The following is a 15,493-nucleotide window of genomic DNA, read 5'->3' as shown; positions in this document are numbered from 1 at the left end:
TCGGCTTTGAAAAAAAATTGCTTCGCCACAATAAAGAACAGTACTGAGATGACAAGAAGACTTGCGAAAATAATTTTTTTCATGGTGTTGAATACATTATGGCCGACACAATCTTGACCGGCCAGAACATTTCCAACTTCTGGACACCGCGACCTAGGTCACGACATCTTCTGCAGAAGAACTTCGAACTCCGTACCACGACCGTCTTTCACCGGACTGCGCACAGAAACTTTACCGTCATGCGCTTCGACGACCGCTTTTACAAACGTCAATCCCAAACCCATGCCGTATTCAGAGCGGCTCTTGTCACTGCGATAAAGCTTCTGCCAGACCATGCCGTGCTCATCCGCTGAAATACCCGGGCCCGAATCCGTCACGCGAATGATGACGTTTTCAGTTTGATTGATGGTTTCAATCGTCACTTCACCGCCTGGTGGTGTGTACTTGTGCGCATTATCCAGAAGATTGGCAATCACGCGACTGATAAGTTTCGCATCGACCATGGCCCAGTCATGGTTGTCGAGCTTTTGCACCACACGAATGTCTTTTTCCTCGAAGGCCATTTCATAAAGGCTCATGATCTCTTTCACCAGGTCACTGATGAATTTCTTTTCGATCTTCAGTTTCTTACTGCGATTTTCAGCCTCAGTAATATCCGTCAGCACTTGCAGGAAATTCAGGATCTTGTCCGAGTTTTCAAAACAGCTCTGCAAAGCTTCACGATAGGACTCAACATCCCCTTCGCTTGTCAAAGCCAGCTCAGCGCGCCCGCGCAAACGAGTCACCGGAGTCCGAATATCGTGCGCCAGGTGATCAAAAGCCTCTTTCAGGCCATTCACCAGATTTTCGATTTTATCGAGCATCTTATTGAACAGAACCTTAAGTTCCTCCAGCTCGTCATCACTGCCCCCGATCGGAACACGTGTGGACAGGGAACCGCCTTCGATCTTTTTCATTGAGGTGATCAACTCCCGCACCGGGCTGAGCGTTCTGTTGGACAGGAACAAGCCCCCCAGGAAGCCGATCAAAGCCACGGGAAGGAGCAACCACCAGAATATCTTTTGCAAGTTGCGCAGCTGCAGACTCAGGCTTTCGGTGCTTTTACCCACGACCAGCCGGCTGCCATCTTTCAGGGTCGAGCCCAGAATGATGACCGTGTCGCCCCCGTGCATTTCGCGCATGGCAAATTCAAAGATCTGACCGCGATGACGATTCATCTCTTCTTTGAGCTTTTCCATGTTCAATTTGAAGCTTGGGAACGGCTCGTGATGGAAGGTCATTTCACCTTTGGGACTGAAAACACTGACCAGCAACGCAGCGTCGCGGTCATAATTGGGAATATAAAGGAAGTAGTCATTGAATTCCCCCAGACCCCGCACCTCAATGCGATTGCGGTATTCTTCCAGCTTGGAAGAAAGCACGCCACGTTCTTGTTCTTGCAGGCCGTGACTGATCTGAAAATAAAGGAAACTAAAGATGACTGTGGAACTTAGAATCAGCACCAAAGAATACGCAAGCGTCAGCTTGGTGCTGATTCGGAAGAGTGTCGGTTTAAGACGACTTGAGGACATATCCTACGCCTCTAACCGTGTAGATAAGGCGTGTAGGGAAATCTTTTTCCAGCTTGTTTCTGAGTCGGCATACAAGTACGTCCACCACGTTCGTTTGAGGGTCAAAATCATAGTTCCAGACTTCCTTCAGGATCGTCTGCTTACCAATGATTTTATTTGGATTACTCATGAACAGGTCAAGAAGAACAAATTCTCTTTCCTGAAGGTCCAGCTTTCTGCCGGCGCGAACCACATCACGATTCAGACGATTCAGTTTCAGGTCCTGGAATACCAGTTGAGTCACTTCGGATGCCTTCTGAGAGCGCTTCAACAAGTTCTTCACACGGATCTGAAGTTCAGCCATTGCGAAAGGTTTGGTCAAGTAGTCATCACCACCCATACTTAGACCCTTCAGGCGGTCATCCAGTTCGCGCAGAGCGCTGAGGATTAGAATGGGTGTGTTGATTTCTTTTTCGCGCAAAGACTTTGCGAAAGTGTAACCGTCCATTTCAGGAAGCATCAAATCCAAAACGATAATATCGTAATGATTGGTTTGTGCTTTTTCAAAAGCGCGGCGTCCATTGGATTCAACATCGACTTCACCTTCAAGTTCACCCAGGCCCTGTTTCACTATTGTTGCGATCTCGTTATCATCTTCGACTACTAAGCATCTCATCGAGAGTCACCTTTGTTACTGGTTCGTAAAATCTATATGCAATTTATAGCAGATTTGTTTCTAAACAAAAGTAGCAAATTTCATATTGGAGCCCTAAATAGCCATTATTACATAGATTTAATCGGTCACAGAGGTGAGATTGCAAAGATGAAACTAAACAACTTGGTATTCACTATTGCCAAACGAAAAAAAACAGGCTCCTGGTCAGGGAGCCTGTCGACATGGTCATGGTAGGTTTAGACTAGCGGGAATTAACGTTTCAACTGAATAACTTCGTTCAGAAGCTCGTCCGTCGTCGTGATGGTTTTGGCATTGGCCTGGAAACCACGCTGATTCTGGATCATGTTTACGAACTCTGTAGCCAGATCCACTGTGGATCTTTCCAGGGATTTCGCGAACAACTTACCGCGGCCGGCAGCGCCTGGGGCACCTACGGAGGCAGTACCGGAGTCTCTGGATTCTTTCAAACGGTTGTTACCGACTTTGAACAGAGCTTCCGGGTTCTCGAACTTCGCCAAAGCGATCTGGGCAAGGTCATTGGCCTGACCATTGGAGTATACCGCTGTCAATGTACCTTCGTCATTGAAGGACAGGCCAGTGATAGTACCTGCAGCCGCGCCATCCTGGTGCCAGGAGATCAGGTCCGAGTTTTTACCGTACTGCTTAGTACCGTCCAAACCTTTACCGCCGTCCTTGATAGCATCACCGAAGTTCAGCTTCACCTGCTGGTCCTGCAAAGCACCGCCTTTGAAGTTGAAGTTCGTGGACGTTGTTTCCTGGGAATCCAGTTTACCGTCAACTGTGAACATCAATTTACCAGCAGCCACTTCAGACATTTTGCCTTCTTCGCCGCCAGTGATCTCTTTACCGTCAACCAAACCTTTGAATTCCCATTCACGGTCGTTAACTTTGTTGAAGAAGAAGCTGACAAGGTGTTTGTTACCCTGAGAGTCGTACATCTCAACGCCTGTAGAGTAATGAGAAGTGGAGTATGGATCGTTAACATCGAATTTCTTCGTCGGCTCCATACGGGAGTCAAGGTTCAGATCCAGTTTCAGTTCTTTTGTAGCTTTAGCCGGGATCAGAGCGCGAGGGAATTTGATATCGGTCATTTTGTTGACGATATTGCCCTTCTCGTCTGTGGAGAAGCCCTGTACGCGCTGATTGTCGTTTGTTACCAGGTAACCTTCACGGTCGAAGTGGAAGGAACCGTCACGAGTGTAAGACTCACCATCGGAGCCTTTAACTTTGAAATAACCATCACCGGAGATCGCAAGGTCCGTCACTTTTTCAGTGGCGTCGATGTTACCCTGGGAAAGGATTGGATTTACGGCACCGATCTTCACACCGCGGCCAATTTGGTTACCACCAACAATACCTTTTAGATTTTTGGAGATGATGTCCTGGAACTCTGCACGGCTTGCTTTGAAACCGATAGTGTTCGCATTGGCGATATTGTCCCCGATAACACCCAGAGCCTCGCCCTGTGCTGTCATACCGGATACACCAGTGTACAATGAAGAAAGAATACCCATGTGACCTCCATGTCGTTGGCAGAATTAGTCGAATTCCGCCGTTTGGAGGGCCTCCTCTACGAGGACCAGCCCTAATATTAAATTGTGCAATCCATTGCTATCTGTCACTTCAGGACAGCTTCACAATTTATCCGCCGTAGCTCATTCATGAGCGAAGGAGGATTCCGCGCTTATAACACCACTGTTGAGTCGATGTTGGTGAACACGTTCTCTTTGAGCGCATTCTTGTCCATCACCGTGACAACCGTGTTGTTCTTCACGCTGACGATCAGTGCCGAGTCATTCATCAGAATCAATGAATCCTTGGAACCTTTCGCCGCCGCTCTCGAAACCGCTTCTGAGATTTTTGAGACATCTTCCGGTGAATAATTGATTCCCCGTGTTCTCATGCGCTCAATCGCGTGATTCGAAAACTTCACCCCTTCAACAGCTTTTGCAAGCCCAGGAGGTTGCATCTGTCCCAGGTTCTGCGGCTTCACACCACCGACCTGATTCAGAGTCTCCTTGAAGGAGGGTCCCCCAGCCAGATCCGGTTGTTTTACCTTCCCTGGTTGCTGCGGGATGAGTTGATCAAGAGTTTGTATCTTCTTTAAATCGACCATTACTTCGCTGTCTCCTTGGCGATCTTTTCCATCATGTCGCGGGACAAGCCCACATTGTTCATGATGTTAGATTTTGCTACAGGAGCAGGATTCATGGAAGAGTTTTGTAACTCTGCATTCCCCTCTTTCATAGTTTGTCCTTTAGCATCATCTTTCTTCAAGTCTAGGTTTGTTACATCATTTACTTTCTGGTCGGTGGTCATAAGACGTGGGTCTGTAATCTTCTTCACGTCAGAGAAACGAATCGCCTGATTTCCCACATGAAGCACAGGGCCTTCATTGGAATAGCTCACACCGGTGATCATTCCGTCGAAGTCTGTTTTGATTCCCATCTTCTTACCGTCAGCAGTTTTGGCTTCTGCGATGAACTGGTATTCACCAGGCAGAGCCTTCATTGCTTTTTCGTCTTCACCATTCCAGGTCAGTTTGTTTTCGCCCGCTTTCAGTGATTTCAGATTGTACGTGCGCACGATGTTTCCTTCGGCATCACGAACTTTCACCGACACTTCGCTGGCAGCCATTGGCAGAGTGAATTTGAAATCATGCTCTCTGTCATTCGTGCCGCGCACCACTTTCGAAGAATCACCTGCAACTGCTTTACCGATCAGATTCAGCGCCTGGAAGTTTTCTGAAGGCTTCTGACCGTTCTTCATTTCCTCAAGTGACTTGTTCATGTTCTGCATCTGCTCCAGAGAGGAGAAGCTTGCCAACTGTGCCGCCATCTCATGGCTCTTCAGTGGATTCGTCGGATCCTGATTTTTCATCTGTGTCAGCATCAGCTTGAAGAAAGCATCCTTGTCCAAGCTCGGGTTGCCGACCGTGCGAACTTTTTTGGATGGATCTGTCCAGTTGGCATCGACAATCTTGTTCAGAACTTCGCCGACGTTTTCACCGCCCAGCTTTTCTCTGTCTGTCACGCTCATGTTGGAAGGCCCGGCGTTCTCAGGTTTTGTCTGAGTCGCTCCGAATGCATTCACACCAAGTTTCGCGTTCACCATTGTCATCTTTGCTCCTTTTAAAGCTGCTTCAGCTTACGCCCCTGCCGGGGCTTCAGCTCTGCCGGCATAGCCGTTACGCTACAAGATTCAGTCCACTACCACGGCCTTCAACTTTGCGAGTCGGCGCTGAGCGCGTCTCGATTGGCTGAAGTGGATCGCGACGACCGCCATAACCTTTCAGTGAAGGCATGTCTGCGAAAGATTCCTTGCGGCCCTGGGATCCGAAGTTCTCATTGAACTGGTTCCAGAACTGGCGCGCCTGATCTCTTTGCTGATTGCCGTTCATGTTGGTCTGGTTTTGGGTAGCCGTATCCGCGGATGTCGTGTTCACCACATCCACCTTTACATTCTCCATGGACAGTTTGTGAGCAGCAAGACTGGTTTTCAGTTCAGCTAGACTGGACTCGATGGCTTTTTTAGCCTCCTGAGTATCTGCTGACATCTGCATGTTCACTTTGCCGTCCTGAAGCATGACTTTCAGGTGAATGGTTCCCATGCCCTCCGGGGTCATCTGAACCTTCATTTCGCCGCCACCGCGTTTGATCAGGTACTGAGCCTGATTCATCAGCTGCTTCACGGCCGCCTCGTTTTCCTTGGCATCAACCGGTGCCTGTGGTGCCGTCCCTGCCAGAGGCAAAGCCGCATCCATCTTCAGGGATTCACCCTTGATCGGAGCGCCATGGACATTCTGAAGCCCTTCAAGGCCCTGCTTGAATTCACCGGATGTCAGAGTGGATTTTTCACCCATCTCCTTTTCGGCGCTCATGCCTTTCATGAAGTCATTGCCCTGTTGCATCAGATTACCACCCTGGGATTCATTGCGCATGAATTCCTGGGAAAGCTTGGCCTGCACCTCCAGCGGATTCAAAGCCTGAGCCGTCGGAATCTTCGGAGCCTCCGGCGTTTTAACCGCCTGAGTAAACTCTGCCATCAGTTCCGCGCCCTGCTCTGAAACTGCCGCTTCAGCCGCAACACCAGTTCCCTGGGCTGCCTGAGCTTCAGTCGCTTTCTTTGCCGCCAAGGCCGCCAGCAACGCCGGCGACATGGTGTCCTTCATCTGCCCCTGCAGATGCGGAGGAAGTTCAGGAAGCTTGCCTGGAGCCTGCTGTGGCATTTCCGGCAGAGGCATATCCATCGGGATTTCCTGTTTTGGAATATCCGCAAAAGATGCCTCATCCAGATCCATGTTCTGCAGGGCTGCAGCATCAAGCTGTCCCAACGCTGCCGAAGGCAAAGGTTTTGCCTGCGCGTCTGTCCAGAATTTCTGATTTAAACGGTCGACGGTATTACCCAGCATGGTCTGCTTGGCCTGCGCCTGTTCAGCGCGCAGCTGCACACCGGCCTGAGTCACCACGCCAGCACCCACCGCAAATTCCGGAGCCTTTGCAGGCGCAGGAGTCTGCTTCAACTGCAGCAGCAAGCCCGCATACATCGCTTGCGCTTTGTCTGCGTCCTCATCACTGAGTCCCAATTGAGAGATCACGGCTTCTGCCGTCTCTTCCGGGGATTGTACTAGTTGGGTGTCGTCCAGCTGGGACATCGCCTCCACGAGTCGCGTGGGGGATATTTCGAATTCACTCTCGAAGGAGTCCATGAATTCTTTTATTTTTTGCTGTCGAACCGTTCCCTTTCGTTCTGCTTTCCCATCGTTTTGGCTGACCTCGGGTTCCTTGCCTTTTTGCGCTTCGGTCTTTTCAGGCTTTTCATTCTTCGCCTTCAGTTCCCGCTGCGGTGGCTCTTTCGTTTCTTTCGGGTCTTTCGAGGCTATTTTCTCCTCGAGAGCTTTGCCGAAAGAAGAGCCGGATCCGGTTCCCTTGAAGTCTTTCTCCACCCCTCTGTCAGGTGGTGACTTCATCTCGGTCGCACCCACCATGGGGGGTACGATACTTTGTAACAAACCTTCCTCCTTCCCTGGAAAAAACTGTCGTTACTTTATTATTTCGCGCTCGCAGGAGCACGACGCTTGTAGCCCGCAAACATCTCAGACAAAATCTGAGCTTTTTCAGGCTTCAACAAATTCATAATATCAGCAGCATTCTTCTTTTTCATACGACCAAGTATTTCAATTGCCAAATCCTCGTCCATCGTCTCAAAGACTTTGGCCGCCTGGGGTGGCTTCATATTGGTGTACATCTGTACCAAAGTATCGACTTTCTCGTCGTCCGCCTTGACCCGGTCTTCCAGGATGCCGGAGATCTTGCTGCGCATCTCTTCCAGCTCTTTCAGGCGTTTTTCAAGTTCCACCTTCTGGGTGGCAAGTTCGGTCTCCATGCGGTTCAGCTCTTCTTCACGCGCATCGAGTTCTTTGTTTCTTTCATTCAGTTTTTGCAGGTGATCGATTTCAGCACCACTCATCGCCGCGGTCACCGGAGCTTCCGCTTTCGCTTCGGCAGGTGCCGGCTCTGCAGGAGCCGCTGACGGCTGGGCAATCGCCTCACCCGTCATCTGAACTTCGACACGTTTGATGATGTTTTCAACTTCTTCGTGATTCTGGAATCCCCAGATGGCCACCATGAAACCCATGAAGGACACGCCAATCATTTTCCATGGTACCGGGGCTTTTTTCTTCTTCTTTGGAGCAGACATTTTCATTCGGCGGCGGATCTGCTGTTCGACGTCTTCGGACGCCAGATCCAGATGCAGTTTCGGAGACGCGTTTCTTTTTTGAAACTTCACTCCGTTGTTCTGGTCGGCAACCTGACGTGCATTTTTGAAGAACTGATCGTATCCGCTTTTCATCTGCCTATGATTCCTTCACAGCTTTAAACCGCAGAATGGACTGTTCATCCATTTCCTTCTGGTCATTGGAAAGACGCTCAGCCCGATATTCTTCGAACTTGTTTTCACGCATCTTCTCCATAATTTTATATTCCAGAGCGGCTTGTCGCAAAATTTCTCTCTTGGCCTCGACCAATTTCTCGAATTCCTGAACTTTTTGCATTTGCCTCTGGATGCGGATTTGCTGGCCCTGAAGAAACTCGTGGATCTGAGAAAGAGCTGGACCTTGGGCCCCGCCCTGATTACTGAGCGCTCCCACCTGTGCATGGGCGTTCTGAACCTGGCTGCCCATCTGATTCAGACGCTCCAGTTCCTCTTGATAAAGGTTCACGGCCTCTTGAAAGTCCTTTTGTGCCAGATTTTCTTTGATCTTGCGGTGTTCAAGAACCTTTTGAAGTGGAAATTTGAATTTCATGATCCACCTCTACTAGGCGTTGATAAGAATCTGTTGCATCTGACGCACGGTCTGCGTGAAGTTGGTCGGGTCCTCGACTCTCTGTTTAAGGAAGTCGTTCACCTGATCAATCACCTTCACGGCCCGGTCAATCTTGGGATTGGATCCAGGTTTGTAGGCTCCGATGTTGATCAGATCCTCGGCGTCTTTATAGACCGCCAGGGTTTCACGCAGCTTTTGCGCCAGTTTGGAGTGCTCCGGCGAAGACACCGCCCGCATCACCCGGCTGGCACTTTGCATGATATCGATCGCCGGGAAGTGACCCTTCTGCGCCAACGAACGGCTTAGAACGATGTGCCCGTCCACGATGGAACGCACGGAATCCCCGATCGGATCATTCATGTCATCCCCTTCGACCAGCGTCGTATAGAAGCCAGTGATACTGCCTTCGCCTTCAAAGGACCCGGCCCGCTCAAGGAGCTTAGGCAGGGTGGCAAAGACGCTCGGGGTGTAACCCTTCTGGGATGGCGGTTCACCGGTGCTCAGACCGATCTCCCTTTGAGCCATCGCAAAACGAGTCACCGAATCCATCATCAACAAAACATTCTTCCCCTGAGAGGAGAAGTATTCAGCCAGTGCCGTCGCCACATAGGCGCCACGCATACGTAGCAGCGGGCTTTGGTCACTGGTCACACAGACAACAACCGATCTTTTCATCCCTTCCGGGCCCAGATCGTGCTCGATAAATTCGCGCACCTCACGCCCACGTTCACCGATCATGGCGATCACGTTGACGTCGGCATTCGTATTCCGGGCCATCATGCCCAGCAATACGGATTTACCCACACCGGAACCCGCCATAATAGCGACACGCTGGCCCAGCCCTGCGGTTAATGCACCATTGATGGCACGAATCCCCAGGTCAATAGGCTCACGAATCGGACGACGATCCAGAGGGTTGCGGACTTCACTGTATAAAGGAACTTCACGGAAATTTTCGACTTCGCCTTTGTCATCCAAAGGACGACCCAGGCCATCCACCACACGGCCCAAAAGCTCTTCACCCGCACGCACGGTGGCAATCTGACGGGCCAGGACGATTTTGGATCCCAGGGCCACGCCTCTCATGTCGTTTAATGCCATCATCAGAACATGCTTGTCCTTGAACCCCACCACTTCCGCCAGGAAGGACTTTTCCATCCCACTGGGATTGATGGACACGATACTGCCAACACTTGCGCCGGGCAGATACCCTTTAATAAGCATCCCGTTCACTTCCGTGACTTTACCGCTGTCCTTCGTCAAATGGACAGACTGGATCACGTCAGAATACTTATCCAGGTTCAGTTCAAATTCGCTCATTAACCGGCAATCCTGTCTTTAACTTTGGGCATGTTTTCAGAAAGAACAGACCACAACTGCTCCACACGCTGCTCAATGCGCGCATCGACTTCACCATAGTTGGTTTCAACGATGCAGCCGCCATCAGCAACTTCGGCGTTGGGTTCAAATTTGATTTTTTTGATGAATTCAAATTCACGGCCGGTTTCGGATTTCAGTTCTTCCAGGAAGTCGAACTGAGCCTGGGACACGTGAACGGTGATTTCTTCTTCGTCCTGAGCCAAACCAACCGCGTCGCGCAGAATTCCCACCATCGCGTCGTTATTGCTCTGAAGCTCGGTTTTGGCCAGACGGGAGGCCATCTGGAACATCAGCTTCAGCAGATGGGCCTCATTGAATCCGGACATTTCTTTTTTAAGTTCTTTGATAGTCAAAAGCAGGGTGTCCAAACCGGCCATACGCTCGGCGATATCCGCAGAAACCTGCTCGAAGGCTTCTTTACGGCCCTCTTCCAGACCCAGGCGATAGGCTTCCTGATAGGCGCCTTCCTGGATCTCTTTCAGTTTTTCCAAAGCGGCGACTTCGACTTTTTCCTCGTCGTTGCCTTTTTCCACCTGATCGATACCCGTTTGCACACGCACGGCATCGTTCATGCGGAAGTCAGAGCCCTTTTTCTTTTCTGCCAGATAGTTCATGGCCTGCTCGGGAGTCCCCAGATCAAAACGCATGGGAACGAACTCGAGAACTGTCTTTTCAGCCACTTCCTTGGACAGAACGGACTTGGAGGCGCGATTAGACCATTGCATCTTCTGAACCACCTCTTGCGATCAGGATTTTTCCTTCGGCTTCCAGACGGCGTGCCACGTTCACGATCTCCTGCTGAGCCGACTCGACGTCGGACAGACGGGATGGACCCATGTTCGACAGATCCTCACGCAGCATCTCGGCCGCACGGGCAGAGATGTTCTTGAAGATCTTCGTACGAATCTCTTCGCTGGATGTTTTGAGCGCCAGCAGAAGTTTTTCGTTCGCCACTTCCTTGAGAAGGGACTGGATACCACGGTCGTCGATTTTCACGATGTCGTCGAAGACGAACATCAGCTTGCGGATCTCTTCCGCCAGCAGAGGATCTTTTTCCTCCAGGCGGGACATGATCGCGGTTTCCGTGTTCTTGTCCATGACGTTGAGCATTTCCGCCACCGGATGTACGCCACCCAAGGCCGCCTGCTCGACAGTCGCCGTATTGGACAACTGGTTCTTCAATACACGGTCAATTTCAGCAATCAATTCAGGATCGACGTGCTCCAGATTCGCCATACGCAGAACCACTTCGGCCTGCAGGGCTTCAGGAAGACGTTTCAGAACCTCGCCTTTTTTCTCGGGCTCAAGATGCGCCAGGATCACGGCTACGGTCTGCGGGTGCTCATTCACCAGGAAGGTCGCCAAAGATTTCGCGTCGACCATCTCCAGGGATTCCAAAGAACGGGAACCACCGGAAGTGATGTTCAAGCCCCCCAGGATACCACGGGCTCTTTCCTCACCAAGGGCGTCCACGATGGTGTCCTTGGCAGAGATATTTTCAGAGAAAATGTAGTCTTCCGTCTCAGAGATCATTTCGTAGTACTCTTCCAGTACACGTTTGGTCACATGAACCGGCACCACGCGCAATTTGCTCATTTGGTTAATAAGCTTGCGGATGTCGGAGTCGTCCATACGGCGAAGCAGAACCTTCACCGCGTCCTTGCCAAGGTAGTTGATCAGGATTGCGGCCTTGTCGAAGCCCTTGAGATTTTCATACTCAATATTATCTGACTTATGAAGTTTCATTAGCCATCCTTCCTAACCAGCCACATACCAAAGGCGTTGGCTGCTTTTTCCTCGTCACGACTCATTGATGACAGGATACGGTCTTTCAGCAATTCAGATTCGGCCTTCTCAGGATCAATTGATTCCTGAAGGACCGGCAACGCGGTGGACATGCCCGGCAGGGTGTTATCCACAGACTGCAGCTCTTCCAGCTCTTCGATCGTGCGAGGAAGCATTTCCTCAACAGAATCCTGGAAGCTGTCGGTGATCCACTGCATGAACGGGCGAACCACGATGAAGAAGAACAGCGCCAAGCTGAAGCCCAGCAATGCCCACTTGAACAACGCGTGGATCAGCTTTTTTCTTTCCAGCGTCGTCAGAATCTTTTCTGCTTCAGAGAAGTCTTCCGGCTGGAACTGGATATTTTCAATTTTAACACTGTCACCGCGGGCGGTGTTGAAACCAATCGCGTTTTTAACCAGGTCCTCGTACTTGCGCAGCTCTTCGGCAGAGCGCGGTTTCCAGGTTGTTTCAGTTGTGCCGTCGGCCTTGGTGGTTGTGGTCATCATACCGTCAACAACGACCGCCACACTCACGCGCTCCAGATTCCCGGCGGATTCACGGATGTTGCGCACGGTTTTTGGCACGTCATAGTTGGTTGTCTTGATTTCTTTTTTAACATCCTGACGGAAGCCCACAGTCCCCTGGTCCTCGGCACCCGGCAGATTGGAACGGGAGCCCGGCACACCGGCTGGATTGGTACGGGAGCCGTCCAAAGATTCCTCTTCAGACTGCTGGGAACGGATCGCTGTTTTATCCGGATCCACGGATTCTTCCACAGAAGAAATCACACGGTGATTCAAAGTGGCATCCACTTTCGCCACCACCTTGGCATGACCCACCACTTTGGACAGGATGTCCTCGATGCGGTCTTCCAGGTCGCCTTCAATTTTCGCTTTCAGATCCAGCAGTTCATTGGAACCACCGGTTGTACCGTCCGCCACGCGGGTCAGAACTTTACCACGCTCATCCAGAACTGTGACTTTGTCGGCGTCCATACCCTCAACAGAGTTCGCCACCAGGTAACGGATACCACGCACTTGCTCCGGAGCCAGTTCTTTCCCCTGGTGCAATTCCACCACGACAGACGCAGACGCCTGACCGCCCTCTTCAAGGAAAGTCTTTTTATTTGGCAATGCCAGAATCACTTTGGATTGTTTTACGGCGGTCAGCGTGTTGATCGCACGCATCAGCTCACCCTGAAGGGCACGCTGATAGTTGATCTTCTGAGCGTAGGAGTTCATACCGAAATCCTGCTTGTCGAAGATCTCAAGACCGATGGAACCCATTTTTGGGGAACCGATCTCGGACATCAATGTCATCTGGGTTGAGTGCAGCAGTTCTTTTGGAATGGCGATTGTTTTACCGCCATCACGCAACTGGAACGGCACATTCTTTTCGTTCAGTTTTCCCACGATTGTGGAAACCTGCTCCGTCGGAATGTTTGTGAACAATGGCACATAGTCTTTTCCTGAAGCCATAAACAGCATCGTGAAAAGTGCCACCGCCGCAATTACAGTAACCGCAATTACTGAAAGTCTTTTGGTCGGACCCAGGTTTTTGAAGAACTCGCGAAACTGGACAACCAATCCACCAAAAATCTTATTCAAGGAAACCCCTCCAGCCTAAGGAAACTAAACCTGCATCTTCATAACTTCTTGGTACGCATCAATAATCTTGTTGCGCACTTGCACCATCACCTTCAGGGCGATGTCTGCTTTTTCCGCGGCGATCATCACATCGGCCACGTTGTCCGTTTTGCCAGTCGCGAGATTCTGCATGGCTTTGTCTGAAGCCTTCTGCATTTCATTCACGCTGCCTACGGCGTCTTTCAGGGTGTCGGCGAAGCTCTTGCCCGTACCGGATGTCGAACTAGCTGAAGGGGTGTTCTCGATACTTAGTGACTTGGAATCACGAACGATTCCATTATCGAGAAACCTGTTTGCATTTGATACAGTAAAACCCTCCATGGCTTCACCTTCTCCTCTTAGAAAATTGTATTAAACTTGCGTAAAAAAGTCCTTAATTTTTGCCGGGGTCTAGGAAGGAATTACCTGCCTATCTCCAGCGCGGAAAGGGCCATATCCTTGGACGCCTGAACCGCTGTCACGTTCGCCTCGTAAGAACGCGACGCCTGTATCATATTGGTCATTTCTTCCATCAAATTGATGTTCGGATAAGCCACGTATCCATCTGCATTTGCATCAGGATGGTCCGGCTCATACTTGAGCAACGGCGCCTTGCGATCCGAAACCACATCTGTCACCTGGACCCGCTGGAAGCTTCCCGCCGGATCGGTCGATGTAATAATCTCGCCAAAGTTCTTGGCGTCGGGCATCGCCTCGAAAACCACGTCCTTACGGCGATACGGACCACCTTCAGGGGTCTGGGTCGTGTTAATGTTGGCAATATTGCTGGCAATGGTATTCATGCGCATTCTTTGCGCCGCCATACCACTGCTGCTGATTCTCATCCCCGTCAAAAAATCAGCCATCTATTACCGCCCTTCGGTTGCGGCATATTTCAGTGCCGCCATTTTTTTGTTGATCAGTTGCAGAGCCGCTTTGTACATGATCGCGTTCTCTGACAACGCCGACATTTCTTTTTCCACATCGACGGTGTTTCCGTCGTTGTTCACGGCGCCTTCCGGATCATCGTAAATGTCCGGGCGGGTTTTGTTCACAGAGATTCCGCCCACCGCGAAGTGTTCGGGATTGCTCGTGCTCAAAGAGTTCGCGCCATCCAGATCCAGGGCTCTTTGCAAAGCGCCTTCGAAATCCATTTTCTTGGCGTGGTACCCCGGAGTCTCGGCATTGGCGATATTGGAGGATGTCACATTGTGACGGAGCTGCCTCATGCTCAGTGAGGTCGCCAGAGCGTTGGTTGTTTTATCGAAGATACTACTCATAAAACACCTGCTTCCTTATATTCATTAAGTTTGTTTCTCAATGTACGAATACTGATTCCAAGCATTTGCGCCGCACGGGTGCGGTTCTGGGCAGTCAGCTCCAGGGTCTGAATAATGAGACGCTTCTCGACCTCAGAAAGGGACATGCCCGGTGCAAAATCCAGGTCCATATCCTCAACCACAGCCTCAAACTGAATGGATTCAGGCCCAATCAGTGAAGATTTTGCAAGAACCACGGCTCTTTCCAGCACATTTTCAAGCTCACGAATGTTCCCCGGCCAGTTCCAGCTATTCAGGCGCTCATAGCCCTCGGCCGTCAAACGCAAGCCCGACTTGCCGTGCATGATCTGGGAAACTTCCAGAATAAAGTTCACAATATTCTGGAAATCCTGACGACGGTCTTCCAGACGCGGAATTTCCAGATGCACAACCGCCAGCTTATAGAAAAGATCCTGACGGAACTGCTCCTGCTTCACCAAAGCGCGCAGATCGCGGCGGGAAGTCGAAATGAAGCGAGGACGAGTGCCGTCGGTTCTTTCCACCAGCTTCATCAGGTCATTTTGCAACGCCACGGAAGCACAATCCAGATCCTCAATCAGCAAAGTACCGCCATCCACGCGGGAGAAATCAAATCCACCGGCGTTTTTACAATCCAGGCAGTACAGACGTGCTGAACGGCTTTTTGTGTAAATGTAACGAGCCAGACTTGTTTTACCCACACCGGCTTCACCCACCAGAAGCAAACTTGCCTGCGTTGAAGCCAACTGCAAACTCAGTTGTTTCACTTCGTGCATTCTTCTATCTTCGATGTGTAGAGCATCAAAATCAAAGTACGACATCCAAAC

The 15,493-nt window shown here is 50.6% G+C and carries 16 protein-coding genes; all 16 read right to left on the bottom strand.

Annotated elements, in window-relative coordinates:
• Window positions 1-158 precede the first annotated feature (158 nt).
• The 16 genes from B9G79_RS02505 to B9G79_RS02430 all read right to left on the bottom strand — a co-directional run bounded on the left by B9G79_RS02505 (window position 159) and on the right by B9G79_RS02430 (window position 15,487).
• On the bottom strand, window positions 159-1,571 hold the full coding sequence (locus B9G79_RS02505; protein ID WP_232469026.1) for an ATP-binding protein: 1,413 nt from the start codon (window positions 1,569-1,571) through the stop codon (window positions 159-161).
• Complete coding sequence (locus B9G79_RS02500) at window positions 1,552-2,226, bottom strand: response regulator transcription factor (RefSeq protein ID WP_088564149.1); 675 nt, start codon at window positions 2,224-2,226, stop codon at window positions 1,552-1,554. Before B9G79_RS02500 ends, B9G79_RS02505 begins: the two co-directional genes overlap by 20 nt.
• Window positions 2,227-2,477: 251 nt before the next feature.
• Window positions 2,478-3,761, bottom strand: coding sequence for a flagellar hook protein FlgE (locus B9G79_RS02495; protein ID WP_088564148.1), 1,284 nt, complete (start codon window positions 3,759-3,761; stop codon window positions 2,478-2,480).
• A 170-nt stretch (window positions 3,762-3,931) separates the two neighbouring features.
• Window positions 3,932-4,363 carry a TIGR02530 family flagellar biosynthesis protein gene (locus tag B9G79_RS02490; protein WP_088564147.1) on the bottom strand — a complete coding sequence of 144 codons (432 nt, stop codon included), beginning with the start codon at window positions 4,361-4,363 and terminating at the stop codon, window positions 3,932-3,934.
• Complete coding sequence (locus tag B9G79_RS02485) at window positions 4,363-5,367, bottom strand: flagellar hook assembly protein FlgD (RefSeq protein WP_088564146.1); 1,005 nt, start codon at window positions 5,365-5,367, stop codon at window positions 4,363-4,365. The genes B9G79_RS02490 and B9G79_RS02485 overlap by 1 nt, the downstream gene beginning before the upstream one ends.
• Before the next feature lie 67 nt (window positions 5,368-5,434).
• A complete protein-coding gene (locus B9G79_RS02480; protein ID WP_232469024.1) occupies window positions 5,435-7,258 on the bottom strand; it encodes a flagellar hook-length control protein FliK in 1,824 nt (607 codons plus the stop codon).
• Window positions 7,259-7,296: 38 nt separating this feature from the next.
• A complete protein-coding gene (locus B9G79_RS02475) occupies window positions 7,297-8,100 on the bottom strand; it encodes a MotE family protein (RefSeq protein WP_088564144.1) in 804 nt (267 codons plus the stop codon).
• 4 nt (window positions 8,101-8,104) lie between these two features.
• Window positions 8,105-8,554: a flagellar export protein FliJ gene (gene fliJ / locus B9G79_RS02470; protein WP_015092402.1), complete on the bottom strand. Its 450-nt coding sequence runs from the start codon at window positions 8,552-8,554 to the stop codon at window positions 8,105-8,107.
• Window positions 8,555-8,566: 12 nt separating this feature from the next.
• Window positions 8,567-9,895, bottom strand: a complete 1,329-nt coding sequence (locus B9G79_RS02465) for a FliI/YscN family ATPase (protein WP_011165737.1) — start codon at window positions 9,893-9,895, stop codon at window positions 8,567-8,569.
• Complete coding sequence (locus B9G79_RS02460) at window positions 9,895-10,680, bottom strand: FliH/SctL family protein (protein WP_088564143.1); 786 nt, start codon at window positions 10,678-10,680, stop codon at window positions 9,895-9,897. Before B9G79_RS02460 ends, B9G79_RS02465 begins: the two co-directional genes overlap by 1 nt.
• The gene (fliG, locus tag B9G79_RS02455) at window positions 10,667-11,701 is read right to left on the bottom strand and encodes a flagellar motor switch protein FliG (protein ID WP_011165739.1); all 1,035 of its coding nucleotides are present in this window, start codon (window positions 11,699-11,701) and stop codon (window positions 10,667-10,669) included. Before fliG ends, B9G79_RS02460 begins: the two co-directional genes overlap by 14 nt.
• The gene (gene fliF, locus B9G79_RS02450; protein ID WP_088564142.1) at window positions 11,701-13,350 is read right to left on the bottom strand and encodes a flagellar basal-body MS-ring/collar protein FliF; all 1,650 of its coding nucleotides are present in this window, start codon (window positions 13,348-13,350) and stop codon (window positions 11,701-11,703) included. Before fliF ends, fliG begins: the two co-directional genes overlap by 1 nt.
• 24 nt (window positions 13,351-13,374) lie before the next feature.
• On the bottom strand, window positions 13,375-13,710 hold the full coding sequence (fliE, locus tag B9G79_RS02445; RefSeq protein WP_088564141.1) for a flagellar hook-basal body complex protein FliE: 336 nt from the start codon (window positions 13,708-13,710) through the stop codon (window positions 13,375-13,377).
• An 80-nt stretch (window positions 13,711-13,790) separates the two neighbouring features.
• Window positions 13,791-14,234, bottom strand: a complete 444-nt coding sequence (gene flgC, locus B9G79_RS02440; protein WP_015092407.1) for a flagellar basal body rod protein FlgC — start codon at window positions 14,232-14,234, stop codon at window positions 13,791-13,793.
• Between the two features lie 3 nt (window positions 14,235-14,237).
• On the bottom strand, window positions 14,238-14,648 hold the full coding sequence (gene flgB / locus B9G79_RS02435; protein ID WP_088564140.1) for a flagellar basal body rod protein FlgB: 411 nt from the start codon (window positions 14,646-14,648) through the stop codon (window positions 14,238-14,240).
• Window positions 14,645-15,487, bottom strand: a complete 843-nt coding sequence (locus tag B9G79_RS02430) for a sigma 54-interacting transcriptional regulator (RefSeq protein WP_088564139.1) — start codon at window positions 15,485-15,487, stop codon at window positions 14,645-14,647. Before B9G79_RS02430 ends, flgB begins: the two co-directional genes overlap by 4 nt.
• Between the last annotated feature and the right edge of the window lie 6 nt (window positions 15,488-15,493).

The sequence above is a fragment of the Bdellovibrio bacteriovorus genome, from assembly GCF_002208115.1.
Lineage (GTDB): Bacteria > Bdellovibrionota > Bdellovibrionia > Bdellovibrionales > Bdellovibrionaceae > Bdellovibrio > Bdellovibrio bacteriovorus_C.
Note: the sequence above shows the minus strand (reverse complement) of the source record. Positions and strands in the feature narration are given on the sequence as shown.

Coding starts and splice junctions, on each gene's coding strand:
- B9G79_RS02505 (WP_232469026.1), bottom strand. CDS start 1,571: ATGTCCTCAAGTCGTCTTAAACCGACACTCTTCCGAATCAGCACCAAG.
- B9G79_RS02500 (WP_088564149.1), bottom strand. CDS start 2,226: ATGAGATGCTTAGTAGTCGAAGATGATAACGAGATCGCAACAATAGTG.
- B9G79_RS02495 (WP_088564148.1), bottom strand. CDS start 3,761: ATGGGTATTCTTTCTTCATTGTACACTGGTGTATCCGGTATGACAGCA.
- B9G79_RS02490 (WP_088564147.1), bottom strand. CDS start 4,363: ATGGTCGATTTAAAGAAGATACAAACTCTTGATCAACTCATCCCGCAG.
- B9G79_RS02485 (WP_088564146.1), bottom strand. CDS start 5,367: ATGACAATGGTGAACGCGAAACTTGGTGTGAATGCATTCGGAGCGACT.
- B9G79_RS02475 (WP_088564144.1), bottom strand. CDS start 8,100: ATGAAAAGCGGATACGATCAGTTCTTCAAAAATGCACGTCAGGTTGCC.
- fliJ (WP_015092402.1), bottom strand. CDS start 8,554: ATGAAATTCAAATTTCCACTTCAAAAGGTTCTTGAACACCGCAAGATC.
- B9G79_RS02465 (WP_011165737.1), bottom strand. CDS start 9,895: ATGAGCGAATTTGAACTGAACCTGGATAAGTATTCTGACGTGATCCAG.
- B9G79_RS02460 (WP_088564143.1), bottom strand. CDS start 10,680: ATGCAATGGTCTAATCGCGCCTCCAAGTCCGTTCTGTCCAAGGAAGTG.
- fliG (WP_011165739.1), bottom strand. CDS start 11,701: ATGAAACTTCATAAGTCAGATAATATTGAGTATGAAAATCTCAAGGGC.
- fliE (WP_088564141.1), bottom strand. CDS start 13,710: ATGGAGGGTTTTACTGTATCAAATGCAAACAGGTTTCTCGATAATGGA.
- flgC (WP_015092407.1), bottom strand. CDS start 14,234: ATGGCTGATTTTTTGACGGGGATGAGAATCAGCAGCAGTGGTATGGCG.
- flgB (WP_088564140.1), bottom strand. CDS start 14,648: ATGAGTAGTATCTTCGATAAAACAACCAACGCTCTGGCGACCTCACTG.
- B9G79_RS02430 (WP_088564139.1), bottom strand. CDS start 15,487: ATGTCGTACTTTGATTTTGATGCTCTACACATCGAAGATAGAAGAATG.